The organism is Rhodococcus sp. A14 (assembly GCF_011603105.1).
Taxonomy (GTDB): Bacteria; Actinomycetota; Actinomycetes; order Mycobacteriales; family Mycobacteriaceae; genus Rhodococcus_F; species Rhodococcus_F opacus.
The window spans coordinates 42555-66586 of the sequence record NZ_JAAOQS010000001.1 but is presented as its reverse complement, the minus strand read 5'-3'; the positions used below and the strand labels follow the sequence as shown (position 1 = coordinate 66586).

21 protein-coding genes are annotated in these 24032 nt (G+C 68.6%); 7 read left to right on the top strand and 14 right to left on the bottom strand.

Features of this window, described 5'->3' with window-relative positions; all coding sequences use genetic code 11:
• Position 1 precedes the first annotated feature (1 nt).
• The 4 genes from G9373_RS00370 to G9373_RS00355 form a co-directional block, all read right to left on the bottom strand.
• On the bottom strand, positions 2-925 hold the full coding sequence (locus tag G9373_RS00370) for a lysophospholipid acyltransferase family protein (RefSeq protein ID WP_054246645.1): 924 nt from the start codon (positions 923-925) through the stop codon (positions 2-4).
• Positions 922-1755 carry a GNAT family N-acyltransferase gene (locus G9373_RS00365; RefSeq protein ID WP_054246646.1) on the bottom strand — a complete coding sequence of 278 codons (834 nt, stop codon included), beginning with the start codon at positions 1753-1755 and terminating at the stop codon, positions 922-924. The genes G9373_RS00370 and G9373_RS00365 overlap by 4 nt, the downstream gene beginning before the upstream one ends.
• A gap of 134 nt (positions 1756-1889) precedes the next feature.
• Complete coding sequence (locus tag G9373_RS00360) at positions 1890-2846, bottom strand: electron transfer flavoprotein subunit alpha/FixB family protein (protein WP_005259533.1); 957 nt, start codon at positions 2844-2846, stop codon at positions 1890-1892.
• Between the two features lie 46 nt (positions 2847-2892).
• On the bottom strand, positions 2893-3693 hold the full coding sequence (locus tag G9373_RS00355) for an electron transfer flavoprotein subunit beta/FixA family protein (protein ID WP_005259535.1): 801 nt from the start codon (positions 3691-3693) through the stop codon (positions 2893-2895).
• Positions 3694-3934: 241 nt separating this feature from the next.
• Between G9373_RS00355 and G9373_RS00350 the strand changes: the two genes are divergently transcribed.
• From G9373_RS00350 to G9373_RS00340, 3 genes are read left to right on the top strand one after another with little or no spacing between them, the layout of a single operon-like run.
• Complete coding sequence (locus tag G9373_RS00350; RefSeq protein ID WP_005569008.1) at positions 3935-4762, top strand: class I SAM-dependent methyltransferase; 828 nt, start codon at positions 3935-3937, stop codon at positions 4760-4762.
• Positions 4759-6357, top strand: a complete 1599-nt coding sequence (locus tag G9373_RS00345) for a glycoside hydrolase family 57 protein (RefSeq protein WP_169693570.1) — start codon at positions 4759-4761, stop codon at positions 6355-6357. The genes G9373_RS00350 and G9373_RS00345 overlap by 4 nt, the downstream gene beginning before the upstream one ends.
• Positions 6354-7598 (top strand): glycosyltransferase family 4 protein, encoded by a 1245-nt coding sequence (locus G9373_RS00340; protein ID WP_120659268.1) that lies wholly within the window; start codon positions 6354-6356, stop codon positions 7596-7598. Before G9373_RS00345 ends, G9373_RS00340 begins: the two co-directional genes overlap by 4 nt.
• 8 nt (positions 7599-7606) lie before the next feature.
• Here the strand turns inward: G9373_RS00340 and G9373_RS00335 are convergent, their stop codons facing one another.
• Together G9373_RS00335 and G9373_RS00330 are read right to left on the bottom strand one after the other, a co-directional pair.
• Positions 7607-7864, bottom strand: a complete 258-nt coding sequence (locus G9373_RS00335) for a DUF3253 domain-containing protein (RefSeq protein ID WP_005566342.1) — start codon at positions 7862-7864, stop codon at positions 7607-7609.
• A gap of 25 nt (positions 7865-7889) precedes the next feature.
• Positions 7890-8633 carry an acyltransferase gene (locus G9373_RS00330; protein WP_005240319.1) on the bottom strand — a complete coding sequence of 248 codons (744 nt, stop codon included), beginning with the start codon at positions 8631-8633 and terminating at the stop codon, positions 7890-7892.
• Between the two features lie 139 nt (positions 8634-8772).
• Here G9373_RS00330 and G9373_RS00325 point away from each other — a divergent pair, with 139 nt between their 5' ends.
• Positions 8773-10080, top strand: a complete 1308-nt coding sequence (locus G9373_RS00325; protein ID WP_005566343.1) for a PQQ-binding-like beta-propeller repeat protein — start codon at positions 8773-8775, stop codon at positions 10078-10080.
• Between the two features lie 39 nt (positions 10081-10119).
• Here the strand turns inward: G9373_RS00325 and G9373_RS00320 are convergent, their stop codons facing one another.
• The 5 genes from G9373_RS00320 to G9373_RS00300 all read right to left on the bottom strand — a co-directional run bounded on the left by G9373_RS00320 (position 10120) and on the right by G9373_RS00300 (position 14875).
• Entirely contained in the window at positions 10120-11277 is a 1158-nt protein-coding gene (locus tag G9373_RS00320) for a hypothetical protein (RefSeq protein WP_005566344.1), read from the bottom strand.
• A 1-nt stretch (position 11278) separates the two neighbouring features.
• On the bottom strand, positions 11279-12250 hold the full coding sequence (locus G9373_RS00315; RefSeq protein WP_005259548.1) for a class I SAM-dependent methyltransferase: 972 nt from the start codon (positions 12248-12250) through the stop codon (positions 11279-11281).
• A 55-nt stretch (positions 12251-12305) separates the two neighbouring features.
• Positions 12306-13085: an enoyl-CoA hydratase-related protein gene (locus G9373_RS00310; RefSeq protein WP_005566345.1), complete on the bottom strand. Its 780-nt coding sequence runs from the start codon at positions 13083-13085 to the stop codon at positions 12306-12308.
• A 57-nt stretch (positions 13086-13142) separates the two neighbouring features.
• A complete protein-coding gene (locus G9373_RS00305) occupies positions 13143-13985 on the bottom strand; it encodes an NUDIX domain-containing protein (RefSeq protein ID WP_054246651.1) in 843 nt (280 codons plus the stop codon).
• Positions 13986-14050: 65 nt separating this feature from the next.
• On the bottom strand, positions 14051-14875 hold the full coding sequence (locus G9373_RS00300; RefSeq protein WP_054246652.1) for an ABC transporter ATP-binding protein: 825 nt from the start codon (positions 14873-14875) through the stop codon (positions 14051-14053).
• Between the two features lie 50 nt (positions 14876-14925).
• Here G9373_RS00300 and glgX point away from each other — a divergent pair, with 50 nt between their 5' ends.
• On the top strand, positions 14926-17073 hold the full coding sequence (gene glgX / locus G9373_RS00295) for a glycogen debranching protein GlgX (protein ID WP_167113554.1): 2148 nt from the start codon (positions 14926-14928) through the stop codon (positions 17071-17073).
• Positions 17074-17724: 651 nt separating this feature from the next.
• Here the strand turns inward: glgX and G9373_RS00285 are convergent.
• The 3 genes from G9373_RS00285 to ctaD all read right to left on the bottom strand — a co-directional run bounded on the left by G9373_RS00285 (position 17725) and on the right by ctaD (position 21616).
• Complete coding sequence (locus G9373_RS00285; RefSeq protein ID WP_167113551.1) at positions 17725-18504, bottom strand: aminoacyl-tRNA hydrolase; 780 nt, start codon at positions 18502-18504, stop codon at positions 17725-17727.
• Positions 18501-19721, bottom strand: a complete 1221-nt coding sequence (gene serB, locus G9373_RS00280) for a phosphoserine phosphatase SerB (RefSeq protein ID WP_005240300.1) — start codon at positions 19719-19721, stop codon at positions 18501-18503. Before serB ends, G9373_RS00285 begins: the two co-directional genes overlap by 4 nt.
• 104 nt (positions 19722-19825) lie before the next feature.
• Positions 19826-21616 carry a cytochrome c oxidase subunit I gene (gene ctaD / locus G9373_RS00275; RefSeq protein ID WP_011598346.1) on the bottom strand — a complete coding sequence of 597 codons (1791 nt, stop codon included), beginning with the start codon at positions 21614-21616 and terminating at the stop codon, positions 19826-19828.
• 301 nt (positions 21617-21917) lie between these two features.
• Between ctaD and G9373_RS00270 the strand changes: the two genes are divergently transcribed.
• Both G9373_RS00270 and G9373_RS00265 read left to right on the top strand, forming a co-directional pair.
• Entirely contained in the window at positions 21918-22925 is a 1008-nt protein-coding gene (locus G9373_RS00270) for an iron-siderophore ABC transporter substrate-binding protein (protein ID WP_054248122.1), read from the top strand.
• A 35-nt stretch (positions 22926-22960) separates the two neighbouring features.
• Positions 22961-24028, top strand: coding sequence for an iron-siderophore ABC transporter substrate-binding protein (locus tag G9373_RS00265; RefSeq protein ID WP_167113548.1), 1068 nt, complete (start codon positions 22961-22963; stop codon positions 24026-24028).
• Positions 24029-24032: the final 4 nt, after the last annotated feature.

The following is a 24032-nucleotide window of genomic DNA, read 5'->3' as shown; positions in this document are numbered from 1 at the left end:
CTCAGGCGACGAGACGCTCCGCCGCCTCGATGCCCACGGCCGCCGTCCCGACCGCACCCTGCAGCGGATCGACGATGTCGTGCGCTGCGAGATCGATCCGTTCATCGCCCCGCGCGGCGCGCTCACACCGGGTCGCCAGATCGCGGCGGCAGTCCCCCGGGTACTCGATCGGCGCCAGCCGGACCTCCGCGGTGACTCCCTTCTGGCGGATGATGCGCCGGATCGACTGGCCGATCGTCTCCTCGCCGACGAAGCACGGCCCGGTCGTCAGGTCCCCGCCCCGGCCGGTGTACCGCAGCGAGATCGGCTGGACCGGGCATTCCGCGTCGATCGCCGCCTGGAACAGCGCAGGCCGGAAACCGCCGTACGCCCGTCCGCACCACGTGGTGCCCTCCGGGAACGCCACGACTCGTTCGCCGTCGCGCAGCCTGCCCGCCGTCGTCGCCACCGTGTCCGGGAGTGCGCGCAGGTTCTGCCGCTCGATCGGGACGACCCTCATCCGCTGCGCGAGCGACCCCAGAACCGGCCAGTCCAGCAGATCCCCGCGGGCGACGAAGTTCGCCGGGGCGAGCGCACTGAGCACCAGCACATCGGTCCACGACACGTGGCCGGCCACCACCAGGATCCCGCCGGTGTGACGGCGCTTTCCACGATGATCGACGACGACGAGGCGAATTCCCACGCAGCGCAACAGGATCGCTGCGTACCGCCGCTGCAGACCGGTCCGCCACGACCGCGGCAGCAGCCATCCCGCGGTCAGGAGCGGCGCCGTCGCCAGTGCCGACACGACGAGGCACCAGCGAACGACCACGGTCGGGATCGACACTCCGTTCGCCTCCGCGGGCAGACATCCCGCGCCGCACGGACTCGACGGCATCCACGAGTGCACGGTCGCCTCGGGCGACTCGGACACCGCCGTGCTCATGCTCGTGCTCCCGCCTCGAGAGTGGCCGATGCCGAACGCAGGCGTTCGAGGTAGCGCTCGTTGGCGCCGTGCAGTCCCTGCAGTGCGACGAAATCGGCGACACCGAACTCCGGATCGTGCGCGGGCTCACCGCACACCTTGGCGCCGAGGCGCAGGTAGCCCCGGAGCAGCGGCGGCAGGGTCGGCCGGGCGGGCGGCTCGATCTCGTCGAGCGACCGCCCGTCGACGCGCACCGGGTTCCTGGGCACGGCCCGCGCGGCCGGGTCGTTGCCGTACTTGCGGAGCAGCAGGTCGCGCACCCCTCGGACGTTGGATCCGGCCACCGCGTCCGGATGCTCGCGCATCGGCACGGAGACGCATCCCATGACCCATTCGTATCCGGTGAGCTGCAGGTAGTGGAGGATGCCTGCCCACATCAGGCTCAGCACCGAACCGGAGCGGTGGTCGGGGTCGACGCACGCCCGGCCCATCTCGACGATGCGGTTGCCGACGGGGTCGAGCGCGGAGATGTCGAATTCGGTGGCGGTGTAATAGCCACCGGCCTGGGCAGCGGCGTCGGGCGGGAGCATGCGGTAGCAACCGACGAACTCGCCGGTCTCCTCGTGGCGGACGAGGAGGTGGTCACAGAAGTCGTCGAACCGGTCGGCGTCGAGGGCGTCCGCGTGCGCGGGGACGGAGAATCCGGGTTCGGAGGCGAACACGCGGTAGCGCAGCCGCTGGGCGGAAACGCGGTGTTCGCGGTCGGACGAGACGACCAGGGAGTATCGGGGCGCGGTTACAACAGAATCGGCGGTCTCACTCGGTGCGCGGAGAACTGACGAAGTTGTCATGGCGCAGGTTTACCGAGCAGGGGCGGCGTGAGGGCATCGCCCGGGTGTCGTGTCGATGCAGCCCGGATGAACGACGGAAGATACGACGACGGCCCCGCTCCCGGCGAGGGAACGGGGCCGCCGTCGGCCGAGAATCAGCCCTTGTGGGCCTTGACTGCCTCGGTGAGCTGCGGAGCGACGTTGAACAGGTCGCCGACGATGCCGTAGTCCGCGATCTCGAAGATCGGGGCTTCCTCGTCCTTGTTCACGGCGACGATGGTCTTCGACGTCTGCATACCGGCGCGGTGCTGGATGGCACCGGAGATGCCGAGCGCGATGTACAGCTGCGGGGAGACCGTCTTGCCGGTCTGACCGACCTGGAACTGTCCCGGGTAGTAGCCCGAGTCGACCGCGGCACGCGAGGCACCGACAGCGGCACCCAGCGAGTCGGCGAGTTCCTCGACGACGGTGAACTTGTCGGCGCTGCCGACACCGCGGCCACCGGAGACGACGACGGTCGCCTCGGTGAGCTCGGGGCGGTCGCCACCGACGATCGGATCACGCGAGGTGATCTTGACGGCGCCCTCTTCCTGGGCCGGGACCTCGACGGAGACCTTCTCGCCTGCGCCGGCTTCGGGCTTCGCCTCGATGGCACCCGGGCGGACCGAGATGACCGGGACGTCGCCGTTGGCCTTGGCGTCGACGGTGAATGCGCCACCGAAGATGGAGTGCACGGCACTGCCGTCGGACTTCACGTCGACGACGTCGACGAGCAGGCCGGAGCCGATGCGGGCAGCAAGACGTCCGGAGACCTCCTTGCCCTCGACGCTGGCGGCGGTGATGACCGCAGCCGGCGCGGCCGACTCGACGAGCGACGCGAGCACGTCGACCTTCGGGGTGACCAGGTAGCCGTCGATGTCGTCCGACTCGGCGACGTAGATCTTGGCCGCGCCTGCGGCGGCGAGGCCCTCGGCCAGCTTGTCGGCGGTACCGGCGGGACCGGTGACCACTGCGGCCGGCTCACCGAGCGCGCGAGCGGCGGTGATGAGTTCGGTGCTGACCTTCTTCAGCGCACCCTCTGCGTGCTCGACGAGCACCAGTACTTCTGCCATGTCTAACTCTCCCTGTATGTGTCTGCTGGTCTGTAGAGGGGCGCGATCAGATGATCTTCTGGCCCACGAGGTAGGCAGCGATCTTGCTGCCGCCGTCGCCCTCGTCGACGATGCGCTCACCAGCGGTACGCGGGGGCTTGGGGGTGGAGGCGGTGACGGTGGTGCCCGCGTTGGCGACGCCGACGGTCTCCGGGTCGACACCGAGGTCGGCCAACGTGTAGACGAGAACTTCCTTCTTCTTCGCGGCCATGATGCCCTTGAAGGAGGGGAAGCGGGGCTCGTTGATCTTCTCGGTGACGCTGACGATGGCCGGCAGGCTCGCCTCGAGGCCGAAGACGCCCTCGTCGGTCTCGCGCTCTCCGGTGACGGTGCCGTCGGCGACCGTGAGCTTGCGCAGCTGGGTGAGCTGCGGGATGCCCAGGTACTCGGCGATGATGGCCGGAACGGCGCCGACGCGGCCGTCGGTGGCCTCGTTGCCGGCGATGATCAGGTCGGCAGGCTCTTCGTTCTCGAACGTGATCTGTCCGAGCGCCGCGGCCAGGGTCCACGCGGTCTGCACCGCGTCGGAGCCGTGGAGGGCCGGGTCGTTGATGTGCACTGCCTTGTCGGCACCCATGGACAGGGCCTTGCGGATGGCGTCGGTGGCACGGTCCGGACCTGCGGAGAGGACGGTCACCTCGCCGCCCTGAGCCTCCTTGATCAGGAGCGCTTCTTCGACGGCGCGCTCGTTGATCTCGTCGAGCACTGCATCGGCGGCCTCGCGGTCAAGCGTGTAGTCACCGTCGGTCAGCTTGCGCTCGGACCACGTGTCGGGGACCTGCTTGATCAAAACAACGATGTTCGTCATGGGTCTTCGTCGACCTCCTGTGTGTTCTTGCGTGGTTATCGTGAGTTGCTCCGCGTGGGCCGAGCTCTCGTTGTCGATATTTCGTCGCACGATGGCTCTGCGACAGATTACCCCACGTTAAGTTACCGGTCGGTAACTTGCGTGAAAGTCTCGTTCACCATAACGGCCGAATGCGCATTTCATCCCTGTGATGTAGACCACCTGGACGAGCGACCTTGCCGGTGGCACTAACCTCGCAGCGGTGAGCGAATCATTTGTCGGCGACCGCGAGGACGCACCACTGCCCCCGCTCGGTCACGAGCAATTGCCATCGACCGGCGACGAGCAGCTGCCCCTCACGGGCGAGCGGACCGTGCCCGGGATCCCCGAGGAGAACTACTGGTTCCGGCGGCACGAGGTCGTCTACCGCGACCTCCTCCCCCGCTGCACGGGACGCCGGGTACTCGAGGCCGGATCCGGAGAAGGCTACGGCGCCAACATGATTGCCGACGTGGCACAGAGCGTCACCGGACTAGACTACGACATCTCCGCGGTCGAACACGTCCGTGCGCGCTACCCCCGCGTCGAGATGCTGCACGGCAACCTCGCGGAGCTTCCCCTCGACGACGAATCCGTCGACACCGTCGTCAATTTCCAGGTGATCGAACACCTGTGGGACCAGGCCCAGTTCCTCCGCGAATGCTTCCGGGTGCTGACGCCCGGCGGGGAACTGCTCGTCAGCACCCCCAACCGCATCACGTTCTCGCCGGGCCGCGACACGCCCCTCAATCCGTTCCACACCCGCGAACTCGACGCGGCCGAGCTGACCGGACTGCTCGAGGAGGCCGGATTCAGGGTCGCCCTCATGACCGGCGTCCATCACGGCGACCGGCTGAAGTCCCTCGACGCGAAGCACGGCGGCTCGTTCATCGGCGCGCAGATCGACCGCGCACTCGCCGGCGAACCCTGGCCCGACGAACTGACCCGCGACGTCGAGGGCATCACCCTCGACGACTTCGCCTTGCACGAGGGCGACATCGACGACAGCCTCGACCTGGTGGCCGTCGCGGTGAAGGATCCTGTTCGGTGACCGAATCCGACAACCGCACCGGAGCGGGCGACGCGACGGAACCGGGTATGTTCTGCCTGGTCCTGCACTCCCACCTGCCCTGGCTCGCCAATCACGGCCGGTGGCCGGTGGGCGAGGAGTGGCTGTACCAGTCGTGGGCGGCGTCGTACCTCCCTCTCACCGCGATGTTGCGGCGGCTGTCCGACGAGGGTCGCTCACACCTGCTGACCCTCGGCATCACCCCGGTTCTCGCAGCTCAGCTCGATGATCCGCACTGTCTGGTGGGGATGCACCACTGGCTCGGGAACTGGCAGATCCGCGCACACGAGGCGGCAGGCATGCCCGACGACGCGCACCGCGATCTCGGTGCCCGCGAGCACCGCGCGTCCGCCGCCGCCCTCGCCGACTTCGAACTGCGCTGGCGGCACGGCGGCTCACCGCTACTGCGCGACCTTCTCGACCGCGGGGCGTTCGAACTGCTGGGCGGGCCGCTTGCCCACCCGTTCCAGCCGCTGCTCGACCCGCGGTTGCGCGCCTTCTCCCTCAGCGAGGGGCTCGCCGACGCCGCCGCGCGGTGGAACTGCACGCCGACAGGTATCTGGGGGCCCGAATGCGGGTACACCCCCGGCATGGAGACCGGATACGCCGAGGCGGGTGTCACTCATTTCATGGTCGATGGTCCCGCCCTGCGCGGCGACACGTCGCTCGGCAGACCGGTCCGTGAGTCCGACGTGGTCGCGTTCGGACGCGACCTGCAGGTGAGTTACCGGGTGTGGTCGCCGAAGTCGGGCTACCCCGGGCACGGCGCCTACCGCGACTTCCACACGTACGACCACGACACCGGCCTCAAACCGGCCCGGGTGACCGGCCGCACGGTCGACTCGGCCGACAAGGCGCCATACGACCCCGCCCTGGCTACGGCCGCGGTCGACCGGCACGTGGCCGACTTCGTCGCCACCGTCCGCAGGCGCCTGCGCGACGAGTCGGAGCGCATCGGACGGCCCGCGCTCGTCGTCGCCGCGTTCGACACGGAACTGTTCGGGCACTGGTGGCACGAGGGCCCCGAGTGGCTCGAGAAGGTGCTGCGGGCGCTGCCCGAGGCCGGAATCCGGGTCGGCACCCTCGATGACGCCCGGCGGCAGGGCTACGTGGGCGAACCCGTCCAGCTCGAGAAATCGTCGTGGGGATCCGGCAAGGATTGGCGGGTATGGGCCGGCGATCAGGTCTCGGACCTGGTGCAACTCAACTCCGAGGTGGTCGCGACCGCCCTCGACACCGTGGACAAGACCCGCGACACCAATGCTGCCCCCGGACGTCCCGCGCTCCGGAACCGCGTGAACGATCAGATACTGCGGGAGGCACTCATAACGGTGTCGAGCGACTGGGCGTTCATGGTCAGCAAGGATTCCGCGGCCGGATATGCCCGCGACCGGGCACACAAGCACGCACATGCCACCCGCGAAATCGCGGCCGCGGTGTCGGCGGGCAAGGACGCGGCCGCGAACCGGCTCGCAGAGGGATGGAATCGCGCCGACGGCCTGTTCCCCGGGCTCGACGCGCGGCGTCTGCCCGGCAGGGAGCACCGGCTGACGGGCACCGAGGGAGGGGCGTCGTGAAGATCCTGATCGTGTCGTGGGAGTACCCACCCGTCGTGGTCGGCGGTCTCGGCCGCCACGTCCACCACCTGGCCACCGAACTCGCGGCGGCCGGACACGAAGTGGTGGTGTTGTCGCGGCGGCCGTCGGGCACCGACGCCTCCACCCATCCCACCGTCACCCACATCGAGGACGGCGTGCTGGTCGTCGCCGTCGCCGAGGACCCCGCGCACTTCGTCTTCGGCGAGGACATGCTGGCGTGGACACTCGCGATGGGGCACGCGATGGTGCGGGCCGGCGTCGCCCTGCACAAGCCCGGTGTCGGGGAGGGCTGGCAGCCGGACGTGGTGCACGCACACGACTGGCTCGTGGCCCACCCCGCCATCGCGTTGGCCGAATTCTACGACGTCCCTTTGGTTTCCACACTCCACGCCACCGAGGCCGGACGGCACAGCGGCTGGGTGTCCGGCCGGATCAACCGGCAGGTGCATTCGGTGGAATGGTGGCTGGCCAACGAATCCGATGCGCTCATCACCTGTTCCGCGTCGATGCAGGACGAAGTGACCACACTCTACGGTCCGCAGCTCCCACCGACCACGGTGATCCGCAACGGAATCGACCTCACCACCTGGAGCTTCCGCGAGCGCGCGCCACGGTCCGGACCGCCGAAACTACTGTTCGTCGGCCGCCTCGAATACGAGAAGGGCGTGCAGGACGCCATCGCCGCGCTCCCCCGCATCCGCCGCAGCCACCCCGGGACCACGCTGTCGATCGCCGGTGAAGGCACCCAGTTCACCTGGCTCTACCAGCAGGCCCGCACCCATCGCGTCGCCCGTGCCGTGAACTTCCTCGGCAACCTCGACCACATCGAACTGCTCGGGTGGCTGCACGGCGCCGACGCCATCGTCCTGCCCAGCCGGTACGAACCGTTCGGCATCATCGCACTCGAAGCCGCCGCCTCCGGCACCCCGCTCGTGGCGTCCACCGCCGGCGGCCTCGGTGAAGCGGTCGTCGACGGCGAGACCGGCATGTCGTTCCAGCCGGGCGACGTCACCGGGCTCACGTCCGCGGTCCGGGAGGTCCTCGACGACCCGGCCGGCGCCCAGCAGCGCGCGGTGGCCGCCCGTGACCGTCTCACCGCGGATTTCGACTGGAACAAGGTGGCCGAGGACACCGTCCACGTCTACGCGGGCGCCAAGCGTCGCGTGCGGCACCCGTTGGCGAGGCCGGAGATTCCCGAGCGTCCGCTGCCCGGTCGCTGACGTGGCCCTCAGTCCGCGCGGGCCCGCCGGATCCGGATCGGACCCCGTGCCGATCCCGGATCCACGACGGCACCCTTCTGAGTGACCTCGACCTCCCCGGCATCGGCCAGGCGCCGGGCGGCCTCCCGCACCGGCTCCATGAGGGGACGCCAGTCGTCCGGTGCGACGGCCCGCGCGACATCCGACGGGCAGATGCTCGAATTCGCGGACCGCGCGTCGAGGAGCGCCCGGATGCGCTCCTCGAGTTCACTGCCCGACGCGGTCATGCTGCCGACTATGCCACCGCGCCGGTCAGTTCTCCTGCGCCGCCTTCTTCCGGGCGATGTCCTCGAGGGCCGCGATGTACTTCGCGCGTTCGGACGCACCCGCCTCCCACTCGGCCTTGCGGTTCTTCACGGGCTTGGCCGGCGAGCCGACGGCGATGCTGAAGTCCGGGATGTCACCCTTGACGACGGCATGCGCGCCGAGAACACAGCCTCGCCCCACCCGCGTGTTGCGGAGAACCGTGACCTTGGCCGCCACCCACGTGTCGGGTCCGATGCGGACCGGGCCCTTCACGATGCCCTGATCCTTGATCGGGACGTTCACATCGTCCATGCGGTGATCGAAGTCGGTGATGTAGCACCAGTCGGCCACGAGCGTCGACGCGCCGATCTCGATGTCGAGGTACGTGTTGACGACGTTGTCCTTGCCGAAGACCACCTTGTCGCCGATGCGCAGCGAACCCTCGTGGCAGCGGATCGCGTTGCCGTCGCCGATGTGCACCCAGCGGCCGATCTCGAGCCGCGACAGGTCGGGGGTCGAATGGATCTCCACCCGCTTGCCGAGGAACACCATGCCGCGCAGGATCACGTGCGGGTTGGCCAGCTTGAACTTCGCGAGCCGGTAGTACCGCACGAGGTACCACGGCGTGTACGCCTTGTTCGCCAGCACCCATCGCAGCGAGTCGCGTGTCAGGAAGCGGGCCTGCTCGCTGTCGCTCCGCCGGGATCCTCGCCACCTCGTACGCAACGGTGCGCCCCACATGCTCGTCATAGCCTGTCAGCCTACGTTCACAGCTCGGGCCCCCGGTCGGGTGCGTCCGGACTCCGACACCGGCATCGGGGTGTGCCGATCGGCGCAGCCTCGGCGGGATAGTCTCTGGGCCGAGCGTTATCGAAGACGAGGAGAAGTAATGCGGCGGGTCCTACGTTCGTCAGTACTGGCGCTGGCGACGATCTCGGCTGTCGTCCTCAGCGGCTGCAGCAGCGGAACGCAGGTCGACGACATCTTCTCCGCGGGCGGGTGGCCCGGCATGCACGCCGACGCCCGCAACAGCGACACCAGCCCCGTCACCGGTTCCCGCGAACTCTCCTTCGCCTGGTCGCGGCCGCTCGGCGGTCCGGTGGCGAATTACGCGTCGGTGGCCGCCAGCGGCCAGATCTTCATCACGGCCCGCACCGAGAAGGGCTGCAACCTCTTCTCCTACCAGATGGACAGCGGCCGCAAACGCTGGTGCCGTCAGCTCGCGCCGGGTGTCGTGGCCTCCACGCCGATCATCGACGGCGCCGCCAACGTGTACGTGGGTGAGAACGGCGCCATCAACTCGTTCAACGAGTACGGCCAGCTGCGTTGGCGCACACCGGTGGTCGGGACGCCGCTGTCGGCGCAGTTCACCGGCGACGGCAATCTCCTCTTCATCACCCAGCTCGGCCAGATCAACGTCGTGGACACGCAGACCGGTCAGAAGGTCGTGGCGCCGTACGATCTCGTCCCGCCGCCGTCCGTCGCCGAGGGCGCGACCGTCGACATCCTGCCCGACGACAAGGGCCTCAGCGGCTGCTTCTTCGGCGCACCCGACTGCCCGGTGGCGAACATGCCGGCCATCGACCTCGAGTCCGGCAAGTTCTACTTCACGTTCTTCGCCCCAGGAGCACCCGCGGCGGAACTCGTCGCAATGAAGTACTCCGGCGGCGACAACCCCGCGATCACTCAGGAATGGTCCAGCGATGCACTGCCGGGCGGCAGCGCGTCCAGTCCCGATCTGTCGGCCGACGGCTCCGTCGTCTACACCAACGACAACTGGGGCACGTTGTGGGCGATCGATTCCGCGACCGGCGATCCGAAGTGGAGTTACGACATCGGGTATGCCGCCGCCGGCAGCCCGTCGACGTCCGCGGACGGTCTGATCATCCCCGCGGGCGGACTCGACGGCCACCTGCTGGCGTTGCAGGACAAGGGCGATCATGCCGAACTTGTCTGGGAGCGGAAGGATCTGCTGCAGCTGGGCGTCCCGGCCCAGACGGCCGGGTCCACCGGTTACGCGGTGGTCCGCGAGGGTACGGACGGACTGGCGATGCTCACGTTCGACACCGGGACCGGCGAAACCCTCGACCAGGACACCCTGCCCGGGGCGAAGGGCTTCACGGTCGGCACGTCCGTCGGGCCGAAGGGTGAAGTTCTCACGCCGACACTGCTCGGAGAGCTTTTCGTCCTCCGCTGACCCGTGAGTACTTATTAACGTCCGGCGGTTAAGAAGTACTCACGGGCGCGAAGCGCAGATGAAGACGACGCCGGCTCGGCCGATCCGCGTGATCACCACACTGAGCGAACGACTTCCGCGCAGCTTCAGCTTGGGACGCAGGACCGCGGGATCGACGTCGACGCCGCGCACGAGGATTTCCGCCACCCCGCAGTCGTGCCGCGCCAGCTCCTGCCGCAGCGACTTCTCCGAATACTTCACCTGTTCGAGAATGCGGAAGCCCCGCACGCCGTCGGGGACCGAATCGCCGGTGAGATAGGCGATCCGGGGATCCAGCTGCCACAGCCCGTGCCGGGCGGCGTAGTGCCGCACCAGGCCCGCACGCACGACGGCGCCGTCGGGGTCGATGATCCACTCGCCCGGCGCGCGTTCGGGGATGTCGTCGTCCTCGGCGTCCGTCACCGTCCACGCGGTGCCGTCGGAGCCGAGGACGCTCGCTCGCCGGGTGACACCGGCTCCGGACAGTCCCGGCGACCACAGGCACGCCTCGCGCACGCCGCCGTCGAGCGACACCACCTCCACCTCGCCGTCCCAGCCGAGCCGGTCGAAATCGAGTCCGGGGGCGCACTTCACCGCGAGATCCCGTCCACGGTATGCGTCGATCAGATCGGGCAGCGGCGGCTCCAGCGCGGCGGGGTCGTGTGTGCGCCTGCCGCCGGACCGTCGCGCCGGATCCGCGAGCACGACGGTGCCGCGGGTGCACGGGACGAGCGCGTCGGCGCGGAGAACGGCCGCCCCGGGAACGTTGTGCTGCGCCATCAGGAGCCGGACCGGGTCGAGGTCGCTGCCGATCACGGTTGCGGCCGTCCCGGCCACCGCGTCCAGTTCGGCGCCGATGGAGCACGTGACGTCGTGGACGTGCCGGTCCTTCAGCCGCGTCGCACGGTGTGCGGCGACCGCACGCGGTGTCGCCTGTTGCAGGGCGTCGTCGGTGAAGAACCAGTTTTCGGTGCCGGGAAGTTTGGCTGCCGCCTTCCGCCGCAACAGCACGGTCTCCACCAGCAGCGCCACGTGGGAGCCGAAACGCGTACGCGCCCGGCCGATGTCGGCCAGGCGCGTAGACGTGGTCAGTGCGAAGCCGTCCACCTCCGCGAGCGCGGCTGCCCCGTCCGGGCTCTGCAGGAACTCCACGTCCCCGGCAGTGAACGCATAGCCCAATTCAGTTGCCGGGCTTCACGCCGGTGATCATGACGTTGTAGAAGAATCCCCGTGGAACCACGTGCCGGAGAACCTTCTCGTCGACCCAGCTGAGCGTCTTCCATCCGGTGAACGCGAAACGCCCCCAGCCCCAGCCCAGCTTCTCCGGGGGCACAGCCGCCTCGAACGTGCGGACGGGCCACCCGAGCAGAGCGGCGGCGAATTCCTCGGTGGCCGCGTGAACCTGCTCGGCGCCTGCCGACTTCGCGATCTTCTCGAGGTCGCTCGGATCGAACGTGTGGAGGTCGACGACGGCCTCGAGCGCGGCCGCGCGGGACGACTCGTCCAATTCCGCCTGCGGGCGACGCCAGTCCGCTAGGAACGGCAACTTGGTGACCCGGGTGGTGACCTCCCACGTCGCGCGACCCAGCCAGCGGGCGTAGAAGTTGCCGATCGTGGTCGGCTCACCGGCGAACACGAAACGCCCGCCCGGCTTCAGGACGCGCAGAACCTCGCGCAGCGACTGCTCGACATCCGGGATGTGATGCAGGACAGCGTGTCCCACGACGAGGTCGAACGTACCGTCCTCGTACGGGATGGTTTCGGCGTCGGCGACGCGGCCGTCGACGGACAATCCCAGGCCCTCGGCGTTGCGGAGGGCGACCTTCACCATGCCGGGCGACAGGTCGGTGACCGAACCGGTCTTCGCGACCCCGCCCTGCATCAGGTTGAGGAGGAAGAATCCGGTGCCGCAGCCCAGTTCGAGCGCCCGCTCGTAGGGCAGCGGCTGATCGCCCGCGACGGCGTCGAAACGTCCGCGCGCGTAGTCGATGCACCGCTCGTCGTACGAGATCGACCACTTCTCGTCGTACGTCTCGGCTTCCCAGTCGTGGTACAGCACCTGGGCGAGTTTGGTGTCCTTCAGCGCAGCCTCTACCTCTTCGGCGGTGGCGTGCGGATGAGGAGCTGGGTCGTCATGGGCGCTTGCAGTCATGCGGCAAATCCTACTCGCTGGTAAGAGTGAACAGGTTCTAGTTTCGGGCTCCAGACTACTCGCCTGTGAACTGAGCCTTACCTGGGCCGTTCTCGATGAACGATTCCATCCCGATCTTGCGGTCCTGGGTGGCGAACAACGAGGTGAACAGCTGACGCTCCACCGCGAGCCCTGTCCCCAGGTCGACGTCCAGCCCACGGTCCACGGCGGCCTTCGCCGCAGCCAGGGCGCGGCCCGCTCCCTTCGTGAACTGCGACGCCCACGTGCGGGCCGCCTCGTACACGTCGTCCGGCGCCACGACCTCGTCGACCAGACCGATCGCGAGAGCCTCCTCGGCGTCGACGAACCGGCCGGTGAACAGTAGATCCTTGGCCTTGGACGGTCCGATCAGCCGGGCGAGACGCTGAGTGCCGCCGCCGCCGGGGATGATGCCGAGCAGGATCTCCGGCACGCCGAGCTTGGCGTTGTCGCCCGCGATGCGCCGGTCCGCCGACAGCGCGACCTCCAGGCCGCCGCCGAGCGCGTACCCCGTGATGGCGGCAACGGTGGGCTTCGGGATCTCGGAGACCGCCGCGAGGTCGGACTGCAGGTCGCCGATCACGTCGGACATCTGCCCGAAGTCCATCTCGGACATTTCCTTCACGTCCGCGCCCGCGGCGAAGACCTTCTCGCCGCCGTAGACGATGACGGCCTTCACGTCGGCGTTGACGGTCGCCTCCCGCGCCGCTGCCCGCAACTCCTGCTGAACCTGGCGGTTCAGGGCGTTCATCGGGGGGCGCGCCAGCCGGATCGTGCCGATGCCTTCGGATACCTCGAGAGTGACAAACTCAGCCATGAGGCAAAAGGCTACTTGTCTGCCTCCGACCCGGTTTCGCGGCCCGCCGCATCGCGATCAGTCGCGGGACGCCCACGGATGCGGACCGGCTTCGTAGTAGCCGTCCTGCCCCGGGAACTCGACGCGGAGCTGCTCCTCGTCCGTGATCAGAGTCGGCAGGATCACCGGGATCTCCGGCTCCGCGGCCAGCACCTCCGCGACCGAACCGAACGCGCTGAGCCCCGTGAGCTGACTCCACGTCGGCGGCAGCAAAATGCTTCCGCCGCCCTGCCAGTGCGCGAGCGCCGCGGCGGGACTCTGCCACTGCACCTCCTCGGCCTCGGACGTCGCGCCGTCCGCGATCTGGCCGTGCGGTGCGGCGGCGACGAAGAAACGCGTGTCGTAGCGGCGGCCCTCGCCGACCGGGGTGATCCAGTTGGCCCAGGGCCGCAGCAGGTCGGCCCGCAGGACGAGGTTCTCGCGCTTCAGGAAGTCGCTGAACGACAGTTCCCGCTTCTCGAGCTGTGTTCGGGACTGCGAATAACGGGACGTGTCCGCCACGACCGTGTCCGCGCTCGATCCCGCGAGGAGCACGCCGCATTCCTCGAACGTCTCACGCACCGCCGCACATACGAGGGCCTTCGCGCGCGCCGCATCGGTGGAGAACCGCCCGGCCCACCAGTCGACGGACGGTCCCGCCCAGTCGACCTCGGCTTCGGCGTCGGACGGGTCGACCCCGCCGCCGGGGAATACGGTCATGCCGCCGGCGAACGCCATCCCCTTCACCCGGCGGAGGAGGAACACCTCGATACCGGACGCCGCGACATCTGCCGCGGCGTCACGGATGAGGATGACCGTGGACGCGTCCTTGGGTGCCACGTCGGTACTGTCGCGGGGCGCCTGCTCTTGCTTCGAGACCATGTCTCGGAACCTACGCCGCCGGGTGACGCGGGTCGCAGTCGGTCCCCCGGTGTGACCGCCGGTCCTCAGCCTCGCCGGTGCGCGCCGGGGACGCGGGTCCGCCGCGCGAAGAACCGGCCGTCGACCTTGTCCAGGCTGATGGACTGGCTGAACGCCTCGCTGAGGTTCTCGGCCGTGATGACCTGATCCAGGAGCCCCTGCGAGACGACCTCCCCCTCCTTGAGGAGCAGTGCATGAGTGAAGCCCGGCGGGATCTCCTCGACGTGGTGGGTGACGAGGACCGTCGCGGGGGCGTCGGGGTCGGCGGCGAGATCGGTGAGGCGCGCGACGAGTTCCTCGCGCCCACCTAGGTCGAGACCGGCGGCGGGCTCGTCGAGCAGCAGCAGTTCCGGGTCGGTCATCAGCGCACGGGCGATGAGGACGCGCTTGCGCTCACCCTCGGACAGGGTGCCGTACGTGCGTCTGGCGAGGTGCTCGGCACCGAGGCTCTCGAGCATCTCGACGGCACGGGCGGTGTCCATGTCGTCGTAGCGCTCACGCCAGCGTCCGAGGACCGCGTAGCCGGCGGAGACGACGAGATCGGTCACGATCTCCTCGGACGGCACCCGGTTGGCGAGCGCCGAGGAGGACAGTCCGATCCGCGGACGCAGTTCGTTGATGTCGACGCGGCCGAGCCGCTCGCCGAGAAGGTAGGCGCTTCCGCTCGTGGGATGCAGTTCGGCGGCCGCGATCCGGAGCAACGACGTCTTCCCTGCCCCGTTCGGTCCGAGGACGACCCACCGCTCGTCGAGTTCCACCTTCCAGGTGACCGGGCCCACCAGAGTGTTGCCCCCGCGGCGGAGGAGAACGTCGTCGAATTCGATGAGGAGATCAGGATCAGGTTCATGCACGGACCCATCTTCCCGCACATCTTCCGAGCATTCACGGCAGGATCAGTTGCGTGTCGCCTCACATCGATTCGCACCCCGGCGAGATGTCGTCGCTCCCGCCGAGTCTGCGGCTGCCCGGATCACCGTTTCCCCTGGGAGCGAATGTGCGTGGCACCGGAACGCAGTTCGCGGTCCACGCTCCCGACGCCGAACTGGTACAGGTGTGCCTGATTTCCGAGGACGGCGACGAGACGCGGATCGACCTGGTCCAGCGGACGTACGGCATCTGGCACGGCATCGTCGAGGGCGTCGGTGCGGGACAGCGCTACGGCTACCGCGCGCACGGACGCTGGGACCCCGCACGCGGCGTGCGCCTCAACCCCGCCAAGCTGCTTCTGGATCCGTGGGCGACCGGCATCACGGGCGAACTCGGCGACCACGACGCACTCGTCTCCCACGACGGCGACCCGTTCGGCGGCCCGTCGCGCGTCGACAGCCTGGGCCACACCCCTCTGTCGGTGGTGACGGCCGACCACGCCCGCACGAGCGGACCGCGGATCGAAAGGCCGTGGGAGGAAACCGTTGTCTACGAACTTCACGTGGGATCGTTCACCGCACGGCACCCCGACGTGCCGCCGCAGTACCGCGGAACGTATCTGGGTCTCGCGGAACCCGCCGTCGTCGGTCATCTCGTCCGTCTCGGGGTGACCGCGGTCGAACTGCTTCCCGTCCAGGCGTACATCTCCGAGGCCACCGTGCGTTCGCGGGGCATGCGCAACCACTGGGGGTACGCCACCGCGGCGTTCTTCGCCCCTCACCCGGGTTATGCGGTGGTGCCCGGTCAGGAGATCACCGAATTCCACACGATGGTCGACGCGCTGCACGCCGCGGGGATCGAGGTCGTCCTCGACGTGGTGTACAACCACACCTGCGAACAGGGCGTCGACGGCATCAGCCTCAGCTGGCGCGGCCTCGACGCCCCCGGCTACTACCTCCTCGACTCCGACGGTCGCGACATCGATCTCACCGGCTGCGGGAACACCGTCGACGCACAGTCGCCCGTCGCCGTCCGGATGATCGGCGACAGCCTGCGCTACTGGGCGCACGAGATGGGGGTCGACGGCTTCCGGTTCGACCTCGCGTCCGCTCTCGGCCGGCCCGGTGGCGGCCGATTCGATTCCCGCGCTTCGATCTTCTCCGCGATCACGGCGGATCCCGTTCTCTCCCGGTGCAAACTGATCGCCGAACCGTGGGACGCCACGTCGGACGGATATCGGGTCGGGCACTTCGGCGTTCAGTGGTCGGAATGGAACGACAAGTACCGCAACACCGTTCGACGGTTCTGGAACGGCGGCACCGGGGTACGCGATCTCGCCTCCCGGGTGGCGGGTTCCGAGGACGTGTTCGGAAACCGGCGGCCGTGGGCGTCCGTCAATTTCGTGACCGCGCACGACGGTTTCACCGCCGCGGACCTCGTGTCGTACCGCCGCAAACACAACGAGGCGAACGGCGAGGACAACCGGGACGGCGCCGATCACAACGACTCCGTCGACCACGGCGTCGAAGGCCCCACCGACGATCCGTCGATCATCGAGGCGCGGTCCCGGCACGTCCGCGCGCTCCTGGCCACGCTCGCACTGTCGACCGGCACGCCGATGTTCACCGCAGGCGACGAGTTCGGTCACACCCTCGGCGGCAACAACAACGCGTACTGCGTCCCCGAAGACACCCCGCGTGAAGACTCCTGGCCACTCGACTGGAGTACCGGGGACACGACTCTCACCGCATTCGTCACCCGGGCCCTCGACCTCCGACGCGCCTCCCCCGCGCTGCGCCAGCCGGAATTCTTCGAAGGCAGGCGCACACCCACCGGCCATCCCGACCTCGTGTGGTTCGGCGCCGACGGCGCGGAGATGGACGACCGCGCGTGGTACGACGACTCCAGGCGCACCCTCCAGGCGTGGATCGACGGTTCCGACATCCGCTCCCACACCGAAGACGGGCACCAGCTCACCGACGACAGCTGGCTTCTCGTCTTCCACTCGGGCGGACCCACCGTGATCACCCTGGGCTGTCCCGAATGGTTCTACGGCACGGTGCTCGCCGAATTCGACTCGGCGTCCCCCGACGGCGCACCCGCGCCGGGCGGCCCGATCTCCGGAGACTCCACGATCGCGCTGTCCGGTCCGACGCTGCTCGTCTTTCGTGCGGTCGGATAGATGCCACCGAAGCGCATCATCAGCTGGATGAGCGGGCCGATGCCCAGCGCGTAGACGACGGTGCCCACCCCCACGGTGCCGCCGAGCAACCAGCCGGTGGCCAGCACCGTCACCTCGATCGACGTGCGGATCACCCGCACCGACAGCCCGGTGCGCGCGACCAGACCGGTCATGAGACCGTCCCTCGGGCCGGGACCCATCCCCGCACCGATGTACAGCACGGTGGCGAGCGCGTTGAGGACCACGCCACCGAGCATCACCACGATGCGCACGAGAAGGGAGTCGGCGGGTTCGAGGAACGCGAGCGAGGTGTCCACCGAGACGGCAATGACCACGACGTTGGCGATCGTCCCGAATCCCGGTTTCTGGCGGATCGGGATCCAGAGCGCGAGCACCACGACACCGGTCAGCGCGGTCACCACACCGAAACTGAGTGGCGTGCGATCCGCGACCCCCTGATGGAACACATCCCAGGGGTCGAGACCGAGGCCGGCGGTGATCATCATGGCCATCGAGAAGCCGTACAGCCACAGTCCGGCGAACAGAGCGATCAGGCGTCGAGCGAGCATGCCCGTCAGTGTTCCGGGAAATCCTGCCGCACCCCATAGCCACGACGCAGGCACTGGACTGTCGATGCGTCGGCCACCACGCTCAGGGGCAGGCGATCACGGTCATCGATCCGGGAGCCACTTCGGTGAAGCCGGCGTCGCGCACTGCGATCGCCCGGCCCCGCACCACCTCGATGGTCAGCTCTTCCCACAGTCCGACGTCGGCGTCCCGCACGGTGCAGCGGTAGCCGGTGGCCGCCCACGCGCGAGCCTGCTCGGTGGTCATCGCACCGGCGAGCAGCATCGACGCGTGGCCCACCTGGGCCGCGGCCTTCCCCACCGTCATGTCCAGAGCGGAGTTGATCCACAGCACCGGATCCCCGTCCGGGATCTCTCCGGGGTCGTCGTGGTCGAGATCGGTCCCGCCGATCTGCAACTTCCGGATGCGGGGATCGAGCGCACCGACGGCGACGGGCACGAGCGCGCGGGCCTGCGCACCGTCGACGTCGACGGTGATCCCGTCGACCTCCTGCGCCGCACGCCACCCGGCTCCCCGTGCCCGCCGCGTCACCTTGCGGATCCGGGACCCGATCCAGGCGAGGTAATCCTCCTGCCACGGTCCGGGCGCGCCCGTCTCGTCGGGGCCGACGCGGGGGTCGAGGCACAACGCCACGGCCGCGGTGGCTGCAGCTTCCAGCAGAGCACTACGGGGCGGGGGGTCGGCCTTCGGAATGTGCAGCACGATCGGCATGGCGAGGACCTGTGCCGGGTCGTCCGGATCCGGCCGGCCGCCGTATCCGGCCGCGAGGACGGCGTGACGCGCCGCCCACAGGGTGTCGTCACCGGTCTCCCCGGTGACCGCACCGTGGCACGATTCCGTCACGACAGCGGGACTCGTCGCACCACGCCGTCCACCGCGTCGGCGGCCTCGACCTCGTCGCGGGTGACCCCGAGGATGAACAGCACGGCGTCGAGGAAGGGGTGCGACAGTGCGGTGTCCGCGACCTCGCGCAGAGCGGGCTTGGCGTTGAACGCGATTCCCAGCCCGGCGGCGTTGAGCATGTCGATGTCGTTGGCGCCGTCGCCGACCGCCACCGTCTGTTCCATCGGGACGCCGACCTGAGCGGCGAACTTGCGCAGTGCGGTCGCCTTCGCGGCCCGGTCGACGATGTCGCCGATCACCCGGCCGGTGAGCTTGCCGTCCACGATCTCGAGCGTGTTGGCCTGCACGAAGTCCAGTTCCAGTTCGTGGGCCAGGCCCTCGATGACCTGCCGGAAGCCGCCGGACACCACACCGCAGTGGAAGCCGAGCCTGCGCAGCGTCCGGATGGTGGTGCGGGCGCCCGGTGTCAGTTCCAAGTTCTCCGCGACGTCGTCGATCACGGACGCGTCGAGGCCGGCGAGGGTTGCGACCCGCTGGTGCAGGGATTCGGTGAAGTCGATCTCGCCGCGCATCGCCGATTCGGTGACGGCGCGCACCTCGTCCTCGACGCCCGCCCGCGCGGCGAGCATCTCGATGACCTCGCCCTGGACGAGGGTCGAGTCGACGTCGAACACGATGAGCCGTTTGGCCCGACGGGCCAGTCCCCCGCGTTCGACCGCGATGTCGACGTTCTCGCGCACGGCCACTTCTGCCAGTACGGTGCGCAGACTCTTGTCCGCCTCCGCCGTGCCGGGAGCGCTCACGAGAAGTTCGAGGCCCGTCACCGGGTAATCGGCGACACCGCGGATCGAGTCGATGTTGACCCCGAGGGTCGCCATCTCCCGGGCCACCGAGCGCAGCGCGCGAGCGGACACCGGGCTACCGAGGACGACCACGGCGTGGGTCGACAGCGACTGCCTGCCGGGATCGGCACCGATCTCGACGTCCACCGACATCCCGACGGTGGCCATCGCCTCTTCGAGTTCCTCCTGCAGCGCTTCCCCGTTCTCGGGGCAGGCCACCAGGACACCGAGGGTCAGTCGCCCACGAATCACCACCTGCTCCACGTCGAGAAGGCTCACGTCGTGGCGGGAGAGCGACCCGAAGAGCACCGAGGTGACGCCGGGTCGGTCGGGGCCCGTCACGGTCACCAGAACAGTGGTGTCTGCTGCACCCACCGATGTACTCCGATCATGTTGCTCGCGCGGCTTGTCCGGCACCCATTGTGCCAACTGAAAGGCCCCGCCCGGTGTGGGGGCGGGGCCTTTCCGAAACTGATGTGTCAGCGGCCGGTGTCGGTTCCGGGGTCGCCTTCGTCGCCGACGGTCAGCGGCTCGTGGCGTTCCTTCTCGAGCACGGTGCTGGCGTGCTTGCCACCGTGGCCCGGTCCGACGTGCGCCTCTGCCTTCATCCGCTCGACCATGTGCGGGTAGTGCAGCTCGAACGCGGGACGCTCGGAGCGGATGCGCGGCAGCTCGGTGAAGTTGTGCCGCGGCGGCGGGCAGCTGGTGGCCCACTCGAGCGAATTGCCGTAACCCCACGGGTCGTCGACGGTCACGACTTCGCCGTACCGGTAACTCTTGAAGACGTTCCAGATGAACGGCAGCGTCGAGGCACCGAGGACGAACGCGAAGATCGTCGAGAAGGTGTTCAGGAACGTGAAGCCGTCCGAGGGCAGGTAGTCGGCGTAGCGACGCGGCATACCTTCGTTACCCAGCCAGTGCTGGACGAGGAACGTGCCGTGGAAGCCGATGAACGTGGTCCAGAAGTGCCACTTGCCGAGACGCTCGTCCATCATGCGTCCGGTCATCTTCGGGAACCAGAAGTAGATGCCGGCGTAGGTGGCGAACACGACGGTGCCGAAGACCACGTAGTGGAAGTGGGCGACCACGAAGTAGGTGTCCGTGACGTGGAAGTCCAGGGGCGGGCTCGCGAGGATGACGCCGGACAGACCACCGAAGAGGAACGTGATGAGGAAGCCGATGGAGAACAGCATCGGCGACTCGAACGTCAACTGCCCCTTCCACATGGTGCCGATCCAGTTGAAGATCTTCACCCCGGTGGGCACCGCGATCAGGAACGTCATGAACGAGAAGTACGGGAGCAGCACGGCGCCGGTGGCGTACATGTGGTGAGCCCATACCGCGATGGAGAGGGCGGCGATCGCCAGGGTCGCGTAGACCAGGCCGCTGTAACCGAACACGGGCTTACGGCTGAAGACCGGGAAGATCTCCGACACGATGCCGAAGAACGGCAGCGCGATGATGTACACCTCGGGGTGACCGAAGAACCAGAACAGGTGCTGCCACAGCAGCACACCGCCGGTGGCCGGGTCGAAGATGTGGCCACCGAGGTGACGGTCCACGAACAGGCCCATGAAAGCAGCGGTCAGCAGCGGGAACGCCAGCAGAATCAGGATGCTGGTGATGAAAATGTTCCACGTGAAGATCGGCATCCGGAACATGGTCATGCCGGGGGCACGCAGGCAGATGACGGTGGTGATCATGTTGACACCACCGAGGATGGTGCCGAGGCCTGCGACCGCGAGGCCCATGACCCAGAGGTCGGCGCCGACGCCAGGGGAGTGCAGGGCACTCGTCAGGGGCGTGTAGGCGGTCCAGCCGAAGTCCGCGGCACCGCCGGGGGTGATGAAGCCGGCGGTCGTGATGATCGCGCCGAACACGTACAGCCAGTAGCTGAACGCGTTGAGTCGCGGGAACGCCACGTCGGGGGCGCCGATCTGCAGCGGCAGGATGTAGTTGGCGAACCCGAACACGATCGGCGTCGCGTACAGCAGCAGCATGATCGTGCCGTGCATCGTGAACAGCTGGTTGAACTGTTCGTTCGACAAGAACTGCATACCGGGCACAGCGAGCTCGGCGCGCATCATCAGGGCCATGAGACCACCGATGAGGAAGAACGCGATCGAGGTCGTCAAGTACATGATTCCGAGCACCTTGGGGTCGGTGGTCGTAATCATTTTGAAGATGAACGAGCCCTTGGGTCCCTGCCGCGGCGGGTAAGGCCTGGCTGCAGCTATCGCGGGGACTGGCTGGGGCGCTACGGCAGTCACTGATCCTCCTGAATGCGCGTCCGTCCCCGGGCTGCGAGGCGAACGGTCTCTGGCTTGCGCTCATCGAATCGTAGACCGTGCCCTGAGCGGCCTCCGACTGGGTCCTACCCACTGTCGTACTTACCCGGACTCAGAGCAAATTGTGGCGCACGCGACCTGCGGTTTGTGGCCCCGGGGAGTGCTCACCGTCACGCGGTCCGGCGTGTCGCACGCGACCGGTCGACACGGATCCCGGACGCTCCGACACGCCGAAACCCCGGTGCTAAGGTTTCGCTCACCTAACTTCTACCAGGAGCACCATGTGAACGTTCTCTCCCGACGCCGGGTCGTCGCCGGCGCGGTCGCACTGGCCGCTGCAGCCACTTTCTCGATCACGTCCTGCTCCAGCAGCGACGACTCCGCCGCCGCATCCAGCACCACCTCGTCGACCGGGCAGTTCCCCCGCACCGTCGACCACTTCCGCGGCAGCACCGAGATCCCGGCCGCGCCGCAGCGCATCGTGGCACTCGACAACAGCTTCACCGACGCCGTCCTCCTCCTCGAGGCGCCGCTCGTCGGATACGTCGACTACCGCGAACCCGGCCTGCCCGACTACCTCGGCTCCTCGCGGGACGAGTTCGCGGCGGAAGCCGAATCGGTGGGCAAGGTCAGCAACGCGAGCCTCGAGCAGATCGCCGCGCTGCAACCCGACCTGATCATCTCCGCCGAAGTGCGCGACGCGAAGAACTACGGGCAACTGTCCGCGATCGCGCCGACCATCTTCACCGAGACGACCGGGCCCACGTGGAAGGACAACATCCGGCTCGTCGGCACGGCACTGGGCAAGGAGGAGCTCGCGGAGCAGAAGATCGGCGCCTACGAGGAGCGGGCCGCCGCCGTCGGCGCGGAGATCAACGACACGGCGTCGAATCCGGTGATCTCCGTCGTCCGGTTCGCGGGCGAGCCGACGGCGCGCCTCTACCGCACGACCTCGTTCAGCGGGATCGTCCTGTCGGACGCCGGGCTCGCCCGTCCGCAGAGCCAGGGCCCCGATCCGGCCGATCCGGACAACATCATGCAAGCCATCAGCCCCGAGCTGATCAGCGGGGCGGAGGGCGACGCCATCTTCGTCAGCACCTGGCAGGACCCGGCCGGCAAGAGCGCCGAAGCGGCCAAGCCGTTCCTGGAGAGCCCGTTGTGGCAGACGCTGAAGGGACGCAAGATCGACGTCGACGACGCCCGCTGGATGTCGCCGGTCAGCATCCAAGGCGCGCATCTCATCCTCGACGACCTGTCGGACACGTTCGGGGTGGACAAGCACAGCGGCTAACCTGAACGCGCCCGCACACACAGGAAGTCGCCGAATTGTCCCCTCGTAGGTTTTCCGCCCGCCGCGCGTCCACCGGTCTCGTCGCCGCCGTCGCTGCGCTCGCAGTCGCCGGCTGCTCTCAACCGTCCGACGACGATCCCGCGGCGTCCATCGTCCGGACCACCACGCAAATCGCCGGAGCCGGCGTGGTCGGCATCGAGAGGGACACCACGACCGCCTGCGCCGAGCCGACCCCGGTCGACGCCGCACTCGCGGCCGGCTCGACGCACCGGGTGGTCCACACGAAGGGCGAGAGCGAGGTTCCGTCCGATCCGCAGCGGATCGTGGTACTCGACAGCGCCGCGCTGGACGCGGTGTGCGCACTCGGTATGTGGGAGAACGTGGTCGGCGCGGCGACCGTCGACGGGGACTCGCCGCAACCCGGATACCTCGGCACGGGCATCTCCGAGATCCCGAGTGTCGGATCCGTCGATGCCCCGGACGTGAACAAGATCGCGCAGGCGGACCCGGACCTGATCCTCGGATCGAGTCCGGCGTCCGACCAGCTGGACGGCGCGCTCTCCCCCATCGCGCCCACCGTGTTCGTCGGCTCCGACCCCGTGTACTGGAAGGCGCAGTTCCTCCTCGCCGGCAACGCCCTGGGCCGCGCCGACGCGGCGACGGCCGCACTGGAGCTGTACCAGCAGGACGCGAAGCAACTCGGCGTCGACATCGATGCCGCGCAGACGCAGGCCTCCGTCGTCCGCTTCGGCGCCGACAGCATGGAGGTCGAGGGTCCGGCCACGTTCGCCGGCCAGGTCCTCACCGACGCCGGTGTGCGGCGACCCGCGTATCAGAACCTCGACGGCGCAGTCACCGAACCGATCTCCGAATCCGACATCGATCAGGCCGAGGGCGACCTCATCTACGCCGTCCTGGACGGCGAGGAGGGCACCGCGCACGCGGAGGACGTCATGTCCGGTGAGGCCTGGGAAGACCTCGAGGCGGCCTCCGACAAGCGGGTCTTCGCCGTCGAGGGTGACGTGTGGGGCGGAAACGGTGTCGTCGCCGCGCGCGCGATGCTCACCGACCTGCGGAACACGCTGAACGGTTACGTCGGCTAGGAGG